This is a genomic window from Pseudonocardia sp. (assembly GCF_050246655.1).
In the GTDB taxonomy this organism is placed as follows: domain Bacteria; phylum Actinomycetota; class Actinomycetes; order Mycobacteriales; family Pseudonocardiaceae; genus Pseudonocardia.
In genome coordinates this window covers 1-19,569 of sequence record NZ_JBFWVQ010000031.1, presented here as the reverse complement: position 1 = coordinate 19,569, position 19,569 = coordinate 1, and the positions used below count along the sequence as shown (strand labels likewise).

General features: G+C 70.5%; 12 protein-coding genes. 5 read left to right on the top strand and 7 right to left on the bottom strand.

Annotation, left to right across the window (positions count from 1 at the left end; translation table 11 throughout):
• The first annotated feature begins 194 nt into the window (after nucleotides 1-194).
• Nucleotides 195-530, top strand: a complete 336-nt coding sequence (locus tag AB7J25_RS12735; protein WP_428508469.1) for a hypothetical protein — start codon at nucleotides 195-197, stop codon at nucleotides 528-530.
• A gap of 51 nt (nucleotides 531-581) precedes the next feature.
• Nucleotides 582-4,913, top strand: coding sequence for a MobF family relaxase (gene mobF, locus AB7J25_RS12730; RefSeq protein ID WP_428508467.1), 4,332 nt, complete (start codon nucleotides 582-584; stop codon nucleotides 4,911-4,913).
• Nucleotides 4,914-4,965: 52 nt separating this feature from the next.
• Here the strand turns inward: mobF and AB7J25_RS12725 are convergent, their stop codons facing one another.
• From AB7J25_RS12725 to AB7J25_RS12695, 7 genes are all read right to left on the bottom strand, one after another.
• Nucleotides 4,966-5,394 (bottom strand): very short patch repair endonuclease, encoded by a 429-nt coding sequence (locus tag AB7J25_RS12725; protein ID WP_428508465.1) that lies wholly within the window; start codon nucleotides 5,392-5,394, stop codon nucleotides 4,966-4,968.
• Nucleotides 5,391-6,521, bottom strand: a complete 1,131-nt coding sequence (locus AB7J25_RS12720) for a DNA cytosine methyltransferase (RefSeq protein ID WP_428508463.1) — start codon at nucleotides 6,519-6,521, stop codon at nucleotides 5,391-5,393. Before AB7J25_RS12720 ends, AB7J25_RS12725 begins: the two co-directional genes overlap by 4 nt.
• Before the next feature lie 50 nt (nucleotides 6,522-6,571).
• Nucleotides 6,572-7,771 (bottom strand): hypothetical protein, encoded by a 1,200-nt coding sequence (locus tag AB7J25_RS12715; protein ID WP_428508461.1) that lies wholly within the window; start codon nucleotides 7,769-7,771, stop codon nucleotides 6,572-6,574.
• 55 nt (nucleotides 7,772-7,826) lie between these two features.
• On the bottom strand, nucleotides 7,827-13,193 hold the full coding sequence (locus AB7J25_RS12710; protein WP_428508459.1) for a DEAD/DEAH box helicase: 5,367 nt from the start codon (nucleotides 13,191-13,193) through the stop codon (nucleotides 7,827-7,829).
• 6 nt (nucleotides 13,194-13,199) lie between these two features.
• On the bottom strand, nucleotides 13,200-16,238 hold the full coding sequence (locus tag AB7J25_RS12705) for a hypothetical protein (RefSeq protein WP_428508457.1): 3,039 nt from the start codon (nucleotides 16,236-16,238) through the stop codon (nucleotides 13,200-13,202).
• A gap of 510 nt (nucleotides 16,239-16,748) precedes the next feature.
• Nucleotides 16,749-16,952, bottom strand: coding sequence for a hypothetical protein (locus AB7J25_RS12700; RefSeq protein WP_428508455.1), 204 nt, complete (start codon nucleotides 16,950-16,952; stop codon nucleotides 16,749-16,751).
• Nucleotides 16,953-17,028: 76 nt separating this feature from the next.
• Nucleotides 17,029-17,196: a hypothetical protein gene (locus tag AB7J25_RS12695; protein ID WP_428508453.1), complete on the bottom strand. Its 168-nt coding sequence runs from the start codon at nucleotides 17,194-17,196 to the stop codon at nucleotides 17,029-17,031.
• A gap of 207 nt (nucleotides 17,197-17,403) precedes the next feature.
• On the opposite strand from AB7J25_RS12695, the gene AB7J25_RS12690 reads away from it, so the two are divergent.
• From AB7J25_RS12690 to AB7J25_RS12680, 3 genes are all read left to right on the top strand, one after another.
• Nucleotides 17,404-17,892, top strand: coding sequence for a helix-turn-helix domain-containing protein (locus AB7J25_RS12690; RefSeq protein WP_428508451.1), 489 nt, complete (start codon nucleotides 17,404-17,406; stop codon nucleotides 17,890-17,892).
• Nucleotides 17,892-18,491 carry an ImmA/IrrE family metallo-endopeptidase gene (locus tag AB7J25_RS12685; RefSeq protein ID WP_428508449.1) on the top strand — a complete coding sequence of 200 codons (600 nt, stop codon included), beginning with the start codon at nucleotides 17,892-17,894 and terminating at the stop codon, nucleotides 18,489-18,491. The genes AB7J25_RS12690 and AB7J25_RS12685 overlap by 1 nt, the downstream gene beginning before the upstream one ends.
• Nucleotides 18,492-18,980: 489 nt before the next feature.
• Nucleotides 18,981-19,538, top strand: coding sequence for a DUF5710 domain-containing protein (locus AB7J25_RS12680; RefSeq protein WP_428508447.1), 558 nt, complete (start codon nucleotides 18,981-18,983; stop codon nucleotides 19,536-19,538).
• The last annotated feature ends 31 nt before the right edge of the window (nucleotides 19,539-19,569 follow it).

Genomic DNA, 19,569 nt, shown 5'->3' with positions numbered 1-19,569 from the left:
GGGGTGGGTCGAGCAGCCGCCGCGCGGTGCTGTGCCGCGTGCGGGCCAAGCGCGGCCCGGCGGCCGACCGGTCGTGCGCGTCGTGCGGTGCTCCGGCGTGGTGCTGGTCCGCCGCTGCGGACGTCCACGATCCGGAGCTGTTCGTGCCGTCGTGCCGCTCGTGCCTGCGGCGCGCGGCCGGTCGCGTCACCGTCGTGGACGTCGAGCGCGCTGCGCGGCTGTACCGGGCGGGGGTGACCGCCCGCGGCATCGCGTCGGTGCTCGGGGTGGGGCAGGGCGCCGTCCTGCGCGCGCTTCGCGCGCGCGACGTCCCCATCCGATCGGGCGGCAGAACGCCACGCCGCAGACCCCTCGCGAGCAACCTCGATCACCCGACCGATCTCGACGACCAGATCACCGATTCACGATCACTCCGACCAGCACCACGAGCTATCCACCAGCACCGACCGACACCACCAGACGACATGACCACGAGCCAAGAGCCAACTACTCAACGACCCAAGAACGACGACCAGACCATTGCATCCTGATCCGACGGGGGGTGCCGCGAGCTCTGACGGGCCCGCGGCATCCGGGAGAAGATGATCATGCTGAACGTGCGGGTGGGGCACGACACGGACTACCTGACCGAGGCCGTCGCGAAGGGCCGAGAGGGCTACTACACCGGCGCCGTCGTGGCTGGCGAGCCGCCGGGGCTCTGGTACGGGAAGGGCGCCACGGCGCTGGGGCTGGTCGGTGAGGTCGACGCCGAGGTGATGAAGGCGCTCTACACCCACGGGCTCGACCCTCGCGATCCGAACATCGGATCACGGGAGACGTGGGGCCAGGCCGAGCGCTTCGGCAGCGCGCCGCGGAATTACCGGAAGGCTGACGAGATCTATGCGCAGCTCGTCGAGGCGAACCCGGAGGCGACCGCGGAGGAGCTGGAGCTGCTGCGCGCGCAGGCGGCGAAGTCTGCGCGGCAGTCGGTCGCGTTCTACGACGTGATCCTCTCCGCGCCGAAGTCGATGACGGTCGCGTGGGTGGCGTTCGAGCGGGCCGCGAACGACGCGCGCGCCGCCGGCGACGAGGAGGCCGCGGCCGAGTGGCAGCGCAAGGCCGGGATGGTCGAGGAGTCGCTGCTGGTGGGGCACCGGGCCGTGCTGGATTTCCTCGCCGACAAGGCCGGCTACTCCCGCGCCGGGCACCACGGCGGCGGCGCCGGGCAGTGGGTCGACGGAGCCGGGATCGTCGCGGCGCAGTTCCTGCAGCACGACTCGCGCGACAAGGACCCGCAGCTGCACGTGCACGGCCCGGTGCTCAACCGGCAGGAGTGCGCGGACGGGAAGGTCCGCGCGCTCGACGGCACCCTGTTCAACCTGTGGAAGCCGGCCGCGTCGGCCGTCGGTGCGCGTACGGCCGAGGCGTACCTGTGGGAGCGGCTCGGCACGGACTGGCGTACCCGCGCGGACGGGGTGGCGCGGGAGATCGTCGGGGTCGACGCCGAGTCCACCGGGCTGTTCTCGAAGCGGACGAAGGCCATCACGCCGACGCTGGACGGGCTCGTCGCCCGGTTCCGGGCGGAGACCGGGCGAGAACCGACCGCGCGGGAGCACACCCGGCTGGCCGACCGGGCGACGTTGGCGACGCGGCGCGGGAAGGTGTTCGGCGGGGAGACCCGCGAGGGGCAGATCGCGCGGTGGGCGGAGGAGCACTCCGCGGAGCTGGGTGTGGAGCTGGGCGACGTCGCCCGGACCATCACCAGCCGACAGGCGGGTGAGCCTGCGCCGTGGTCGGAGCGGGACGTGCTCGCCCGCGCGCTCGCCGCGCTGGAGGAGCGCAAGCAGTCCTGGACCCGGGCCGATCTGGAGTGGGAGATCTCGCAGGCGTTGCCCGGGAACCTGGGCGTCGCGCACGGGGACGTCCGCGAGCTGCTGGACGGGCTGACCGACAAGGGCCTGACGCTGGCGCAGCACCTGAACCCGTTGACCGGGCCGGAGGGCCTGGACCGGCGCTACTACCGCGCCGACGGCACGAGCGTGTTCGTCCGGCCCGGGAACGAGCGCTACGCGACGGCGAACCAGCTGCTTGGCGAGGACGAGCTGCGCGCGGCCGCGGTTCGTCGCGGCGCCCCGGCCTGGACCGCGGAGGAGGCGGAGGAGCTGGTTGCCCGGTTCGCCCGGTCCGGGCGAACCCTCGGCGAGGACCAGGCCGCAGCCCTGCGCGGCATCCTCACCTCCGGCGCGGCGGTCGAGGTGCTGATGGCACCGGCCGGGACGGGGAAGTCGTTCCTCGTCGGCACGCTCGCCGAGTCCTGGGGTGCTCCGTCCCGGTCGGCGCCCGGCTCGCCCACAGCGGGCGAGGAGCGGGCGCGGCGGGTGTTCGGGCTGGCGTACGGGCAGCGACAGGCCGATGTGCTCGCCGAGGAGGGGGTGACCGCGCGGAACATCCGCCGGTGGCTCGACGGGCAGGCCCGCCTCGACGCTGGCACCGCCGGCGAGGACGACGAGGCGTTCCGGCTGCACGCCGGGGACCTGGTCGTCGTCGACGAGGCAGGCGCGGCGTCGACGCCGGACCTGGTGGCGATCCACCGCCGCTGCGAGGCGTCCGGGGCGAAGCTGCTGCTTGTCGGCGATCCGAAGCAGCTCTCCGCCGTCGGTGCCGGCGGCGCGCTGGCCGACATCGCCGAGCGCGGCATCCGCTACGAGCTCGCCGAGGTGCGCCGGTTCCGCAACGGCTGGGAGGGGCCGGCGTCGCTGCGGCTGCGCGACGGCGACGAGTCCGTGGTCGCCGAGTACGCCAAGCACGGCCGTCTCGTGGACAGCGGCACCCCGGAGCAGGCCGAGGCCGCCGCTGCCCGGGCGTGGCTGGCATCGACTCTGCGGGGTCGTGACGCGCTGCTCGTGGTCAGCAGCAACGCTGCCGCGGCGCGGGTGTCGGGCGCGCTGCGCGCCGAGCTGGTCCGGCTCGGGCGGGTGGAGGAGCGCGGGGTGCCGCTGGGGATGCAGGGCACCTACGCCGGAGTCGGGGACCTGGTCCAGGCCCGCCGCAACGCCTGGCACCTGGACGGCCAGCTGGGCAACACCGAGGCCCCGATCAACCGCACCGTCTACCGCGTGACCGGGCTCGCGCCCGACGGGGGCGGGTTGACCGTCGCCCGGGTGATCGGCCGCGACGCCGACGGTGCCGAGCAGCTCGGCGAGCCGCTGCACCTGCCCGCCCGGTACGTGAACGAGCACGTCGCGCTGGCCTACGCATCCACGGTGCACGCCGCACACGGCCGCACCGTCCAGGACGGGTTCGGGGTGCTCACACCCGGTACCGACGCCGCGACCGCCTACGTCGAGGCCACCCGCGGCACGGACACGAACGTGCTGTTCGCGGTGACCCGCAACGTCGACGAAGGCGCCGACACCGGCCAGACGTTCGAGGTCGCCGAGCGCACCGCCGCTGCCGTGCTGGCCGATGTGATCCGCCCGCCGGACGAGGACCGCAACCGCACCGCCATGGCCGAGGCCGAAGCCGCCGCCGACCGCGCTCGTTCCACCGCGGCGAACATCGACCCGATGCTGACCGTGCTCGACGACGCGCTCGCCGGCCGCACCGGCCGCTGGCTCGACGAACTCGCCGCGACCGGTGATCTGCCGAAGGAGTACCGGGTGGCGTTCGCCGCGGACGAGGCGCGCGAGTCGCTCGACCAGCTGCTGCGCTCCGCCGAGCTGGCCGGCCACGACCCCCGCCGGGCCCTCGCGGACGCGGTGACGGCGACGTCGCTGGCAGGTTCGACGTCCGTTGCGCAGGTGCTGCATTTCCGCATTCGCTCCGCCCTGGACGGCAAGCTCGCCCCCGCCGTCACCAGCTACCGCGACCTCCTGCCCACCGACCTCCCGGCCGACACCCGCGCCGGCCTGCTCGCGCTCGCCGACGCCGCGGACGCCCGTCGCGCCGAGCTGGGCTCCACCCTCGCCTTCGCCGCGCCGACCTGGGTGACGGAGGCACTCGGGCCGGTTCCCGACGACGCCGACGAGCGCGCCGTGTGGGAGGCCAAGGCCGGCTGGGCGGCCAGCTACCGCGAGTTGGTCGAACACACCGACGCCGAGGACCCCCTGGGTGCCGCCCCGCCTCGCGGCCTGGCCGAGAAGCACGCCTTGTTCCACACTGCGCACGCCGCCCTCGACCTGGCCACCGCCGGCGCCGAGGAAGAGGCCATGTCCGAGGGGCAGCTCCGCGTCCGCATCGCGGCGTGGGAACGGGAGAAGGCCGCCGCCCCGGAGTATGTCGCGGACCGCCTCGAAGCCACCCACGCCGCCCTCCGTGCTGCCCGCGAGAACGCCACCCTGTGGTCGGCCCGCGCCGACGCCGCAGCCGACCCTTTGGAGGCCGACCAGCTCTGCGCGGCCGCCGAGCAGTCCCGCGGCCGGGTGGCCGAGCTGGAGAAGCAGGTCGAGGACTTGCAGCTCGCCGACGACACCCGCGCGGCCTGGCGCTACGAGTCTGCCGTGACTAAGGACAAGGCCGAGCGGTCTCGCCACGCCGCCGCCGTCCGCGGCATCGATCTCGACAACCCCGCTGAGCGCGTCACCGGTGAGGAGTGGCTCGACGCCCACCGCGCCGCACAGCTCGCCGAGGACGCCCACCGCGAGATCACCGAACTCGACGTCGACTCTGACATGGATCAGTTCGATCAACCGACGGGCGCGAACGAGTGCGAGGACGAGCGGCGGCGAATGCCTGCTGACTCCACATCCGAGACGGTCGACCGAGCGACGCTGGCGCTGTCCACGATGCAGCGGAGGCGGGACGATCTCTTCACGGCAGCCCCGGCTGATCCTTGCGACGACGACCGGCGCGATGAACTCACCCGCTGGACCGAGACGGACGTGCAGACCCAGGCCTGCGACACCGACGCCAAGGACCTCGACCGCAGCCGCTGATCCGCAAGAGGAACGCGACGATGCGATGGCGGGTACTACCCTGCTGTGAAGTTTACGCGGCGGGCGGCAGGGTCGTCCCAGCGAGAACTGCTTTGGCTGCGCCATGCGGGTTGGCGCGGATGGTGCACTCCCAGAGCCTAACGACTGTCCAGCCCAGCTGTTGTGCCAGCTGCGTGGACCGTTGGTCGCGATCTTTGTTGCGACGCATCTTGTCGGCCCAGAGGCCGGCGTTGGGTCCGGTGAACGGACGGCTGCGGCCGTGGGTGGGGCAGGAGTGCCAGTAGTCGCCGTCGACGAACACGGCAATGCGACGCCCGGGAAGGACGAGGTCGGGGGTGCAGCCTGGAACGAGGCGGCGGTGCAGGCGGAAGCGCGCGCCTGCGGCGTGCAGGGCTCGGCGGAGCAGCAGCTCGGGTTCGGTGTCGACCTTGAGGCGTCGGCGGAGATGCTGCCCTGCGGTGGTGCTGACCCAGCCCGTCACCCAACCGCCGCGTCTTGGGGCGTCGTGCTGAACAGGTCTTGGGTGTCGGCAGCATCCTGAGAGTCGTCGAGGTCGCCGACCATGGCCTTCACCACGCGGCTGGCTAGGTGGGGAGGCACGGAGTTGCCGAGCTGGGCTTGGATGGAGTTGCGGGAGCCGACGAGTTCGAAGTCATCGGGGAAGGTGAACAGCCGCTTGAGCTCGGGCACGCGCAGACGGCGGTTGTCCCAGTGGAACGGACCGACGTAAGGGCCAGGCTGGGCCTGGATGGTCGGGGAGGGCTTGTCCGGGGAAAGCTTGAGCAGGAACGACCAGTAGCGGCTGCGCCACTTGAACTGGGGGTCAGCATGTCCGCGCTCGGTGGTGTAGTGCAGGTAGTTCTCCCCGGGCGGGATGTCGGGTAGTAGGTGCCCGTAGCGACCACCAACGTTCTCCGATGGCTCCGGCTCGGTGACGAGTCCGGCCAGGGCCTCTCCGGTGGTGATGTGAGGGCGGTGGGTGTGGCCGGTGTGCCGGCGTTCCCAGATACCACCATGGCTGGCCTCGGGGAGCTGAGGCCGGGGCTCGTCGATCGGGGCGCCGACGATGAACAGCCGGGGCCGGGCCTGGGGCACGCCGTGGTCGGCAGCGTTGAGCACCCGCAGGTCGTAGTGGTAGCCAGCCGCGCGGATCTCCCGCTGGAGGCGCTCGAAGGAGGGCCGGCTGGCGCTGTTGTTGTAGGTCAGCGCGTAGACGTTCTCCAGCACGAAGTACCGCGGCCGGGTCTCAGCGAGGACGCGGGTGTAGGCCTGTAGCAGCGAGGAGTCCGGGTCGAGCCCGGCGCGCTTCCACTCCAGCCAGAACCCGGACTTGGAGAAAGGGGTGCACGGCGGCCCGCCGACAAGCAACTCCGGCCGCTGCCCGGGTCGAAGGCCGGCGGCGTCGAGGATCTCCCCTGAGCAGACCTCGAGGATGTTCCGGCGGATCACAGGGGACCGCAGGTGCGGAAAGTTCTTCTCCATGGTGTCGGCGGCGTCGCTGTTGTGCTCGACCGCCGCGCGGACGGTAAATCCGGCGGCCTCGGCCCCCAGGTCGAGACCGCCGGCTCCGGAGAACAGCGAGATCGCCACGCCACGGTCACCGGTCATGCCACAGACCATGCCATGCGCCCCCGACACTCGGTCGGGCGACGCGCTCGCTAGAGCTGCTCACAGACCCCCTCGAAGCTGCGGGGCCACTCGGGACTGACATGGTGGAGGACTGCGAGCCGCTCGGCGTGCTCGGGGTGGCGTTCCATGAGGCGGGTTGGGCGGTAGGCGAAGCGCCACTCCCCAGTGGGGGCGTAGAGGCAGGCGGCAAGGATGTCGAACTGGTCGGCCCGGTAGAAGCGGCTGGCCGGGTCGTTCTTCGAGGCGCGGGTCTTCTGGACCTCAACCTTGAGGTCCCCGTTGGCGTACTGCGCGGGTGAGCAGTTCTTGCACTCGACCCGGACCAGCCGACTGTCGGTCAGGGTGACGTCGAAGTCGTGCTGCCCGTCCTTGTCCAGCGAGGCGAGGGCGGCGACTCCCGGTTCACTGGCGAGGGCCTTGCCCAGGTGGTGCTCTGCGACACCGCCGCGGACGGCAACGGCCAAACGGTTGCGGTCGCTGATCATCTCGAGGATCTCCGCGCTCGTCATCGCGAACTGCTCCTCAAGATCATGGGTCGATGCCACCGCCGAGGCGCCGGGTGCGCCTGGTGTGCTCGCCTCCGCGGCGGTCGTGAACCGCAACGCCGGGTCCAGGCTGAGGTCGGACGCGATGCGTTCAAGCCGGACGTAGTCGAGGAGGCGTTCTGGCTTGAACAGCACGACTGTCTCCAGGCCGTCACGGGCGCGCGGGATGGTACGTCGGACACCGGTGATGTTGTCGCGTTCGAACACGTGCCACCCGTGGGGGCTCTGCAGCGCGGCGTCGACCTGGCTCTGCTTGAACTCCACCGAGATGCCCATGGGCAGCGGGTTATAGAGCGCCGGGTCGAGACCGACGAACAGGTTCAGGTCCACATGCACGCCGAGTACGAGCGTGGTGTCGGTGTAGGCGATGTCGCGTCCGAGCGGGTGTTCGCGCTCGGTCCACGACTTCTCGCTCCCGTACCGGATCTGCAGGCGATGCTCGTCGGCGGGGCGGCCTTTCGTCAGCACCTGGTTGGCGGTGAACGGGTACGCCAGCACCCCGACTCGTTCCCCCGATGGTGTCTCGACGCCGAGGTACACCGGAGCCCGGTCCGGCTGGCTGGCGTAGATCAGGCGTCCCCCCGACACCTCGACGGCCCGCAGCAGCCGCTCGTGCACCGCCGCCCGCCGCGACGACAAGCGGTAGACACGCGCGTACGCCCGGCCGGCGACCAGCTCCGTCACGGTCGGCATCCTGCCCGGTAGACCGGTTCGACCGCCCAGGAGCCCGGGTGGCGGGCTACTGGAGCCGCCGCAGCACGGAAAGCGGGAGCCGGTCGGCCTCGTAGAGGTCGGAGTACAGCACGGAGGACGCTTCCCACTTCTTCGCTGCCGTGTCGGCGGCGACCCGCTGTTGGCTGGTGAGTAGGTCGCTCTCCCGTCGCCAGAGCGGGTGGCCCAGGACGACCGCCTTGCCCGTCCTCTTGTGCACGACGACCGGTACGCCCTCGACCTGGTGACAGACGAGGTCGACGGCGTCGCTGCCGGCGAGACCACGCGCGATGACCTCGCTACGGCCGAGCCACCGGTCCAGGTCGAGGTCTTCGCCCGCAGCTAGGTCGAGCATGTCCAGGGCGAGACGCCAGTCCAGCGCGCCGTGGAGACGGCGGTTGTCGTAGGACCGCAGGCAGTCGGGGCAGGAGGCGGTGCAGTCGGCGTGCCAGGGCTGCTCCCACCGTCGCGTCAGCTCGTGGCGTGCTTCGTCCAGGACACGCCTGAACTTGTCGCGGGTGCCGAGTTCGGTGGCGTAGCCCGCACCGTTCTCAAGGGCGTCGGCAATGAACACCTGGTAAGTCGGCGTGCCGTCAACCTGCATAGGCTGCAGGCCAACGACCAGCTCCTGGGGGTCGACGTCGAGAGTGACCTGGCAGGCGGTCCGCAGGGCTTCGGCCAAGGACCAGAATGCGGCGCGGCCCGCCGGTGACGTCTGTTTGATGGCGGGAACGACGCCTCCCGGGACGTGCGTCCCGCGCAGCGAGACGATGAGCACGTCGGTCGTGCGGATCTCCCCGATGGCCGCCGGGCCTCGGTCGTTGCCCGTTGGGATGTGCCAGCTGCGTGGGGGGTAGAGCGACTGGTCGGGGACGACGACCGACCGGTCGTGGAGCTGTAGTAGCGGGAAGAGGCGGCCCCGGTTGTCGTTGACCTGGACGACCTGGGCCTGCTCGTACACGTCCAGCCCGACCCGATACACCGCGACAGAGCGCGTCGGCTTGGCCGCCAGGGTCACCGCCGGCATCGCCGCCCCGGGCGCGAACTCGTTCTCGTCGCTGTAGTCCTTCGCCTCGTAGGAAGTGCGGAATCCGAGCGGCTGGTACATGTCGAAGAGGGCGACCTCGTCGCCGCAGGACGGGCAGGTTGTTGTGTCTGGCTCGGCGAACAGGAGGGTGCAGGTCCGGCAGCGACCCATCGGCATCGCAGGCCCCATGGGGTCCTTCGGCACCGCCGTACGTCCTCTGACGTCGTACGCGGCGAAGCCGACCGCTGTGTGCAGGCTGCCGTCCCGCACGACCTGTGCGCCTGGCGCAAAGGCGGATACAGCCATGTCGAGCGCCCGGTCGGTCAGGGCGGCGCCCTCGACGTCGGCTCGGGTGCGGGCGGCGCGGCTGTAGAGGGGACGCACGCGCGTCGGGAAGCCGAACATCGGCAGCACACCGACAGTGGCGAGCAGCTCGCTCAGCTCGTCCGGCGGCGTAGTGATTCCTGCGACGGCGTCGTCGATGTCCGCCGCCAGCTGGTGACGCGCCCACGTCACCAGGTGCTCCACCTGCGCGGCGGTGAGCCCAGTGTGGGCCGACAGCCGGTCGACGACGACGTCTACGTCAGGCGACGACGCCAGCCATGCCCCGACCTCGTCTCGGTAGCTCGGCCACGCGACGGTTGGGCCGAACGTGCCGTGGTTGCTGCCGGCGTGCCACTTCGGCGGGTCGGAGGTGACGCGGAACGCCCTACGCAGCAGCTCGGAGGTGACGACGCGGCGGACGATCTGCGGCCTGTCGAGGTCGAGGAACGGCTGCGGCGGTACGTCGCCGGTCATGCGGTGGGTGTTGTTGAAGTAGAAGTCGTCGTGCGTGCGGTCGCGGCAGATCGTGACGGCGTAGGAGAACGCCTGACCGGAACGGCCGGCGCGCCCCACGCGCTGCTGGTAGTTGAACCGCTGCGGCGGCATGTTCGCCATCAGGGTGGAGCGCAGCGACCCGATGTCGACCCCGACCTCCATGGTCGTGGTGACGCTGAGGACGTCGAGCCCGCAGGTCAGCGGGTTCTCCCGTGGCTCGCGCAGCAGCACTCCCCGGAACCAGCGCTGCCGCCGGCGCTGCTCGTCCAGCGGCTTGGTCTGTCCCGTGAGCTCGGCGATCGCCAGACGGCGTGGCTGCCGGTGCGAGAGCCAGGCGTAGTAGTCCTCAGCGAGGCTGTCGAGGGTGCCCTCGAGGAGGCCGACGCCGCGGCAGCGACGGTTGGCGCAGACGTCCGCCGACGCATGCAGGTGGCGGAAGGAGCACGAGGGACACCGCCACACCCGCTCGCCAGCGGGCACGACCGCCAGGGGCGCGGTGCCGGTCTGAATCTGCAGCACCCAGCCCGGTGCGACGTTGACGGTGAGCACGTCGCTCACCCACTGCTCCAGCTCGTTGACGTCCACGTGGAGCTGCCCGCCGACGCGAGCGAGGTAGCGCTGAACGACCTGGGGAGCCTTCGGGTTGGGGTCGGCGTACTCGGCCCCGACGTAGCGACGGGCGGTACCCAGCAGGCGCACGACCGAGCTGAGGATCTCCCGAGCGCGCTCCACGGTGACCGGGGCACCGTCCAGCCTGACGCCCACAGGCTCAACGTGACCCAGCCCGACCGACTCGACGTCGCGTCCGGCGCGGTCGAACAGCGCCTCGGCGAGGCCGACGTTGAGCTGGTCGGTGTAGATCCTCCGAGCCGACGCGAGGTCGCCCGGGCCGAGCATGGTCCACATGCCGGGTTCGGGCGGGTCGAACGCGGCGTACCACGGCGACCCGTCGGGCGTGACGGCCATGGACGGTCCGGGGCCAGCGGGGTGGACGCCGGTGTCGACGAGACGCTCGGTCAGCCGCCCCCGCAGGCTGCTCCATAGGGTGCGGGCGACGCCGTTCTGCTCCTTCTCGGCGTCGCGCAGCTGGGCCTGCTCCTCCTCGGTGAGCGGCATGAACTGCTTCTTCTGAATGAGTAGCAGCAGGTGTGGATGTGTCCGCGTGAGGGTGTCAACCCGCTGGCGCTCGTCGTCGGTGAGGGAGGCGGGCGCCGTGGTGGCCTTCTCGAGGAGGACGACCGGGTTGGGCGCCGGCTCATCGAGGCTCTGGCGGACGAGCTGACGCAGGATGTCGCGGTAGTGGTTGCGGGCGACACCGGCGGCGGTGCGGGCCGCGTCGTCGCGGCTGTCGGTGAAGACGATCGTGCGGGCGTCCTCGGTGCGCTCGCCCATCGACCGGGTCAGCTCGGACAGGTACACCTGGGTGGACTGTGCTAGGCCCGCGGTGTGCGCTCGGATGGGGCTGCGCACGGTGCCGCGCCAGAAGACCTCGGCGTCGCGGTTGTAGCCCTGCTGGGCGCAGCTCGGGCAGCACTCGGGTAGCGCCGGCGGGTTGGTGTGCTCATCGAGCGGCGCGCCGCTGACGGTCATGACCCACCCGGTGGATCCGAAGAAGTCGAGGAGCCCGGTACCGGGGTCGAACGACGCGGGCGTGAAGGTGAACTCGGCCGTCTTCCCGGACGGATGGCGATGGCGCCATCTCAGGTTCGGGTCGAGTGGCTTCTCTCCCGGCCAGTACCACATGTACTCGCCGTAGCGGCGGCTGAAGACGGGCTGCTGGTCGAGCGCCGGGACCGCCATCGTGGTGGGGCCCAGCACCCATCCGCGACCTTCGTGTTCCTGCAGCCGGTCGACGACGAAGCCGCCGAGGCTCACGTCGCCGCACTCGAAGCAGTAGAGCAGCTCGAGGACCCGGGAGCCGCAGTGCGGGCAGGTCGAGGCGGGCACGTCAAGCAGCGGACCGATGGTTCGGTCGTGCGTGCTGCCCGCAATCGCCTCGACGCCCGTCCCGGGGAAGCAGCGGCGGTTGGTGCAGGCCCACATGCCCCGAGCGGTCCGGGCGAACAGGTGCGCCCGGAGCGGGATCGTGTCCTTGCTTGTAGCGGACTCAGCAATCCTGGTGAGGACGGTGCCGAGCGCCCGGAGGTCCTCCGCGTCGCCGGTGGTGTCGTCGAACAGTTGCTCGGCGACTGTGGCCAGCGGTGTTGCCCGGAACCGCGAGTCGTCCGGGGAGTAGCAGGCCAGCGCAACCCTGCGGGACAGCTCCGGGCCGTCGAGCTGCCCGCCGCCCCCCGCCTCGTCGGTGAGCACCTCGGACCGGCTCAGCGTCGCCATCTCGCCGAGGTCGCGAGGACGTCCCGGGGTGATGTGGAACGTGTCGGCCGGCGTCCCGAAGAAGCTCTCCAGGTAGGTGCGGCTGTCGTCGTCCTCGGTCAGCGAGGCGCTGGTGGCGACGAAGCGGACCTGGGGGTCGTCGGGCTGGAGGCCCAGCCGGGACAGGAGGTTGCGCACGATCATCGCAACCTCGCTGCCCTGCGTGCCGCGGTAGAGGTGCAGCTCGTCGACGACGAGGCTCAGGACGTTGTCCGGCGAGGTCCGCAGCCAGCTGCGCGTCCGGTCGAACATTGGGTCGTCGACGCTGCGCATCAACAGCGTGTTGAGCATCGAGTAGTTGGTCACCAGCAGGTCCGGCGGCGTGACCCGCATGTCCCAGCGGACCAGCATCTCGTTGCGGCGCGGGTCGGAGAACTGGGCGAGGTCCTCCTCCGTGGCTCCCGCCGCCTTCAGGTCGTCGAACTCGCGGCAGACACGCCTGAGCTCGTCCGCGGCGCGGCCCGCGGGGTCGGAGGCACCCCGCGGGTCCTCGACCGTTCCTAGCGTCGCCGAGGTGTAGCGGCCGAACCAAAGCTGGGAGGCAGGACAACGGTCAGCGATGCGGCGCACAGCTCGACGCAGCCGGACTACCTGGTCCTCGACGAGCGCGTTGGTCGGGTAGAGCACGATCCCGCGGACCGCCGCCGGCCGGTGCTCGGAGCGCACGGGCCGCCACCGGTTCGCGCCGGCCGGTGCCCACCATTCGTCGGCCGCCGGCTGCTCCGGCCACGACAGCGACTCCTCGACCAGGCGGAGCAGCAGCGGGAGCAGGAAGCTCTCGGTCTTGCCGGAACCCGTTCCTGAGGTGACGACCACGTTGCGGTGCCGCTCGTTGCTGCCGGCTAACGAGCGGCGGACGGCGATGGCCTGGTGCTCGCGCAAGAGCAACGGCTCATCGTCGGCGACGAAGGAGCCGAACAACGCCCGTCCCACGATGTCGGCAGCCTCGTCGGAGATTCCGACCTCGCGGGCCATGTCGAGCAGGGGCACGGTGGCGTCGTACGGAAGGACGGGCTCGACCAGCGGCTCGGTGAACAGCCGACCAGGACGCTCGAGCAGCCGGCGCCGTTCCTGCATCAGCCGCTCGTCCCGCAACCAGAACGCCGTGTCGAAGTACCGCAGGTAGGCGTCGCTCAGTGCGCGGTGGACAACGGTGGGGCTCGGGCTGACCGGCATTCATCCTCATTTCGACGCGAACAGCTCGTACAGGCGTGTGGCGAAGGCCGCGGGGACCTCGTGGTAGATGCGACTCTTCTGCTTGCGGGCTTGGCCCGGGAGTCTGCCGCTGCACAGGACGGCTGCACGTCCGTAGAGCCCGGGAAGGTCCGCCCCGAGGGGGACGGCGAGGTAGGCCTTGGCCGGGTAGTGGGCGATAAGCGGCCTCCCGGTGCGGAGCGCCTCCAGGTGCTTGACCAGGTGCACCGTGCCAATCGCCGCCTCGCCGTGGTCGACGTCGCGCTCCGACCGGAAGACGTGTGTGCTGCGGAAGCCGGCGTGAAGGCGGTAGGCGCCGGCCGCTTCCGCCGTCAGCACGGCCTGCCAGGATGCCGACTGCAGGTCGAACCGCTCCACGCGCCGAGCGCCGGGCAGAGCGACGCGCGCGAGGTGCCGTTCGACGTCCGTGAGCCGGGGCAGCGCGCTCAGCATCAGGGACGCGGCGTCGGAGACGACATGCGGGGTGGCCCCGGACGGCAGGTCGTCGCCTAGGCCGCCCTCGATGACCAGGTCGGCGAGCTGTTCGGCGAGAAGTCCCTCGACGAACCACGACGTCGGGCCCACGCCGTTGTCCTCGACGGTCAGCTCACCGCCAGCCCTCTCCACCAGAGTCTGCAGCGCGTCCCGTGCCCGAGCCGACCACGCGCCCGTCAGCACGAAGCTGCCGTCCGCAACCTCGGCGAGGCAGGTCGGTGCCGCCTGCCAGCTCGCCATCTCTGAACGCGTATCGCGCTGCACGTCGACGTGCCCCAGCACCTCAAGGTCGCGGAGGAAGAGCGAGACGGCCAGAGCCGAGCCGTCAACCTGCGTCACCAGCCGTTCGAGCGAGCCGGCAGTCCCGCCTCCGACGTGGACCAGCCCGTCGAGCACAGCATCCCGGCTCACCGGTTGAGCCTCGGCGTCCGGAAGGTTCTGCAGCCGGGTGGGGTCTAGCGTGATGCCGTCATGCTCGCGGTCTCGTCGACCGTACCGGGGGAGCCAGGTCGGGTAGCGCTTCACCAGGCCGCACTGCGTGCACTCGCCCGTCATCATCTTCGCGGTGGCGCGGCCGTAGGAGGGCGGTAGCTGGATCCGGTGCGCCCCGGTGACGACGCAGGATCCGGGCGCCGGCGCCGCGATCAAGATCGGCGCTATGGGAGCCGGAGTCGGAGCCGGAGCTGTCCACCAGACGGCGCCGGGTGCGGCCGCCGACCGAAGCGGCTCGGACCGTTCAGTCGACTTGTAGGTCATCACTCCGCGGACGCGGTCGGGGACGTCACGCTCCAGCGGTGTTGCCGCCAGGACGCCCGACGGCTGGTCGAGACAGTGAGCAAGAGGGCGCTGCGCGCCCCAGCTGTACAGGTCCGGCGTATCCGAGGAGCGGAGCCGCAGAACCGTTCGCTGCAGGACACGGCATCCGGCCGCCAACGTGATCTCATAGTCGCCGTCGTCGAGGCCGAGATCGGCTAGGTCGACGACCACGACCCCCCGCTGGCTGCGCCACTCCTGGCAGACGGTCTCCTCACCGGACTCGAACTGCGACCGCGTCAAGGACAACGTCAGCTCACCCTCGACCTGAGTGATGGCGCGGACCTCGGGGGCGTGCAGGCTCGACCACTTCCGCAGGTTCCCCGGGAGCCTGAGGCCACCCGCGATGCTCAGCTGCGAGGACAGCAACGCCACCAGGGCGTTGAGGTCCGTCCGCGTCGGCTCCGCACGGGGGTTCGCCAGGACCTGCAGATCCGTCACCAGCGCCCACCCGTGCGGCAGTCCCGGGAAGGACGTGCTGACGGAGTAACCGGGGCGGGCGATCTCGCTCAGGAGCTGCTGCACCTCACGCAGCAGTGGGCCTTCATCCCGCACGAGGAGTAGCAGATCCTCGCCGAGCTGGACCCGCTCGCACTCTACGAACGCGTTTGCCTGCTCGTCGCGGCGCAAGGGGACGACCCGCCGCGGGAAGCGTCGTCCGTTGACCGCCGAGTCCGGGTCGCTGACCTGGAGCACGCCTTCCACCAACGACTGGGCGTCGACGTCGCCGGCACTTCGTGGGCGTACCAGGCCGCCACCGAGAGGCATGGCCTCGAGCTGCCGTTCGGATTCGTTCTCCCCCAAGACGGTGAGGTGGTCGGGCGCGCCTCCGGTCGATGATCGCACGAGGAACGACAGCTCAAGGCCCGGCCGAGGGAACCGCCGCAGCTGGGCGAGCAGCAGAACGTCGCTGTGCCGGGTGCTCCGTTCGCCGACCACACCGGAGTCGGTGCCGCTGTCCCAGCTGAGCAGCTCGAGGGCTGCGACCTCGGCGATCCGTTCCTGCGCGGCCGGACGTTGCCACAACGCCTGCAAGGTGTTGCTCGCCGGACACGGCGATTGCTGCATCCAGGCGTCGAGCAGGCGCTGCATGTCCGCCGGCGGCACCTCGCTGCCCGGAGGAAGCCCGTACTGCCGGAACATCTGACTGAGGTGACGGCGGTCGGCGGCGCGGACGAGCGCCTGCGAGAGCGGCAGGCCGATATAGCGATGCGTCAGGGCGTACGCAGTCGGGACGCCGTACCGGCCGTCCGTTGCGGTCAGCCAGTCGTTGAGGCCCTTCCACAGCCTCTCCGCGTCCGCTCGGTACGCCGCCGAGAGCCGGTCCTTGGCCGTGTCGGTTTCCACCTCGAGAAGCGAGCTGAGCCGCGGGTAGTACGCATGGACGGCGTAGCTCGTGTCGCTGCCCATTGCCTCGGCGGCCACCGTGAAGAGCGCGAGAAGCCCTACTGTCGGCGGAGGAGGGATGTCGATGTGTGCTGAGCCGCCGGTCGCGGCCGCACGCCGCCAGCGTTCCAGCCTCAGCAGATGTCCGCGGAATACGTCGGAAGGTCCGCTCTTCAGGATGAGGGTGCCGCGGACGGCCTCGACGAGCTGCTGCGTCGGGGTGCTAGCCGCCGAGGCGCCGGCGCGAGCAGCGACCGCCGACAGTACCGCATCGTCCATATCCAAGTAGACGGGCTGGCCTGCCTGTCGATCCGAGAAGATGACGTCGCACAAGGCGTGGTTCCAGACCAGATAACGATCCCATGCCTCAGAAATTGTAGAAATCTTACCGCTCCCGAACTCATCCGGCGTCTCCCTGCTTGCCGCCCGGTGAAATATTCGTGAGCGGCTAATCGGCGTGACAGGCTGTCGGATCTTACGTCGCAGTGCATCAGCAAACATAGCTCTTCGAGCTTCCGCTTAAGCCCGTGCTGTCGCTGATGCCGGGTTGCCCCATCGCTCGACCTTGGCGATGCCAGTGTCGAACCAGGAGGTGGCCATGTGGAGCTTGTCGGTGTCCGATGTCACGACGTTACGGCGGCCGGTGCAGGTCACCTAAATCGTTGACTGGGTCCCAGCCGTCGGCCGCGTGGACATGGACCCCAATGGGTCGGTGCAGATGAGCCGGCGGGGGATCGCGGACCTCGGACTCCCGAAGGGCCGCCGCTACTAGGCGGGGGAAGATAGGGGCAGACACAGCTCGGCCCGGCCACCTGGTGGCGGCCGGGCCGGTGTGCTGACAGGTCAGCCGTTCTCGGTGACCGTGCCGTTGGGGTTGTTGCGGGCGGTGCGGGCGGTGACGTATCTACCCGTGGTCGCCGAGCGGTAGGCAGTGCTGCTCGACTGGTTGGGACCCGGCTTCTCGCGCACGGTGGTGCGCGGGTGCCGTGCGGCCGTTGCGTTGGAGACGTAGCGGCCGGTGCGGGCCGATCGGTTCGCTATGATCATCTCATTTCGTGGGGAGCGAGTGTCCGCGGTGGCGGACCCTGCAGAGGTGTTGGCAAGTGGGGAAGCGCCGGTCAGCTCAGGCGTAGGAGCGGAGCTTCCAGGTGACGGCCCTGCCCGCGTAGGGCGGCATGGTGTTGCCCTTCGCGATCGGCGCAGTGGTGGACGGCGTACCGACCACCACCCACACCCCGCTCTCCGGACAGCTGGAGCCGGTCTTGGCGGTCGTGCCCAGGGGCGCAGTCATGGTGCGTACCTCGTCTTCCGTGTCGATGGCCCGGCGGGTCGGGGGGCCTGTCGGTGCCACGTGATCACCGTAGCATCAACTCGTCTTGTCTGTCACTTCATCGGTACACACTCCCCGGCGCGAGTTCTAGCCCTGGTGGAGCTAGGTTCGAACCCGGTGAGCAGCGCTTGAGGTGAGCAGCGCTTGAGGAAGGTGGAGGGCGAGCCGGTGGACGACCCGATCGACGCCGATGAGCTGCGTCGGCGGGTGGTCGAGCGTCGCCGGGAGCTCGGGTTGAGCTTGCGTGCCGCGGCGGAAGACTCGGGGGTCCCGTTCAACACGCTGTCGCGGGTGGAGAAGGGCCATCTGCCCGACCTGGCGAACTTCAGCCGGCTGGTGGCGTGGGTGGGCTTGGACCCGGCCGCGTTCTTCCGGGCCACCCCGCGCGTCCGCACGGAGAGCACTCCGGCGGTGATCCGGACCAGCTTGCACGCCGACCGGCACCTGACGCCGGACGCGGCTGACCAGATCGCCGAGCTGGTAAACCAGCTCTACACCAAGCTCGCCACCCAGATTGACGACGCCGCGGTGCACTTACGCGCCCAGACCACCTTCACTCCGGGGGCGGCGAAGTTGATGGACGTGCTGGTTGAGCAGCTGCAAGGTGCGCTGCTCGCTGATGACACCCTCGGCGCCGAGCCCGGGTGGGAGGTCTGATGCGCCGCGGGTTCAAGGCCGAGGCCGAGCGCCACGCCGCACACCTACGGAACGCGATTGGATCCTCCGAACAGGAGACGATGCGGCTTCCCGCCCTGGCCCGCCACCTCAAGGTCGCGGTCCTGTCGGCCGAACGAGTACTCGGCGGTCTGGATCTGCTCGTCGCGCTGGACCAGGAGCAGCGCGGCGCCTGGTCGGCGGCAACGCTGACCGTGCACGGACGCACCGCTGTGGTCTACAACCCGATCACGATGGACGGCGAGGTCCTCGATCCTGCGCAGGCCCAGTGCGACGGGCGGACGCGCAGCAACGTCGCCCACGAGTTCGCCCACCTCGTCCTACGCCACGAGCTGCGTCAGATCCAACGCATCGGCGAGCACACCTTCTTCGCCTGCGACCACGAACAGGAAGAGGAAGCGAACTGGCTCGCCGGAGCGATGCTGCTTCCCCGCGCCCTGCTTGTTGCCGCCGCCCGCCGGGGCGACAGCGACGACGATATCGCGAAGGCCAACGCGGTTACGCCCGTGATGGCCCGATTCCGGCTCAATGCCACAGGGGCGCGAATGCAGGCCGCGCGAGGGCGGAGCCGCTGCTCGTGAAAATCGCCAGCACGTCCGTGGCATCAAGCGTGTGAGAAACCGCGTGTACCCCTGCAGCCTTCGGCACGTGCTGCGGCTGCACCTGCCACCGGTGTGGCCTGGCGGCGGCCTTAGTCGCCATCGACGTGGTTTCGCGTGTATTCCTGACGGCGGGGACCGCGGCGTTGTGTGGCCTCACGGTCGACGACGTGCGCAGCGTGGCTTGGGACAACTCGTCAAACTCGTTCCCGAGGACGTGCCAGCCGATCCTTCGTGCCAGGGGCGCGATGACTCGCTGGGTCTGTTCCGCCTTCTCTGGCAGGAGTGCGCGGGGGCCGGGAGCGGCCTTGATCACGGGACGGAAACGCTGAACTGCTGCACCGGGTCGATTTCAAGCCGTAAGCGGAGCCCGGGCCGCTCGAGCTGGACAGCGCTGGTCTCCAGTCAGTGGTTCCTGTCGGTGCGTGGTGCGACGATGCATCGGATAACGTCGAGCGATCGGAAAGTTCGATGGTTGAGCACCACGTTCCGGCCACGTTACGCCGACGGATTTACCTTGAGGTACCGTTCGCTGAGAAGGACGACGCGAAGTCGCTCGGCGCGCGCTGGGACTCGAGCGAGAAGCGCTGGTTCGACCCGAATCCGCCCACGGCTGGCCTCGACCGATGGGCAGTGCGGCCGCCCATTCCGGAGGTGCTGCCGGGTGAGGACCGTACGTTCGGCGGCGCCCTGTTCGTCGACCTCATCCCGCGGACGTGCTGGTTCACCAATGTGCGCACGTGTGTGACCCCGCAGGACTGGGAGCGGCTGCGCCGGCCGATCTTCCGCCGCGCCGGCTACACCTGCGAGGCGTGCGGCGCGGCCGAGGACCGCGGCGTCCGCCGATGGCTCGAAGCGCACGAGCGGTGGGACTTCGACGAGCGGACGGGCGTTCAGTCGTTGCGGCGCCTGATCAGCCTGTGCTCGCCGTGCCACGTGCGCCACGAGGCGCTGTCTGTTCCGAACGGAGGTGGAAGGACTCCGTCTGCGACCTGTCGCAGTGGGTCGTTGAAGCTGAGGGCAGCCTGATCCGGGAGGTGCCGGAGTCGGGTGGGAAGCA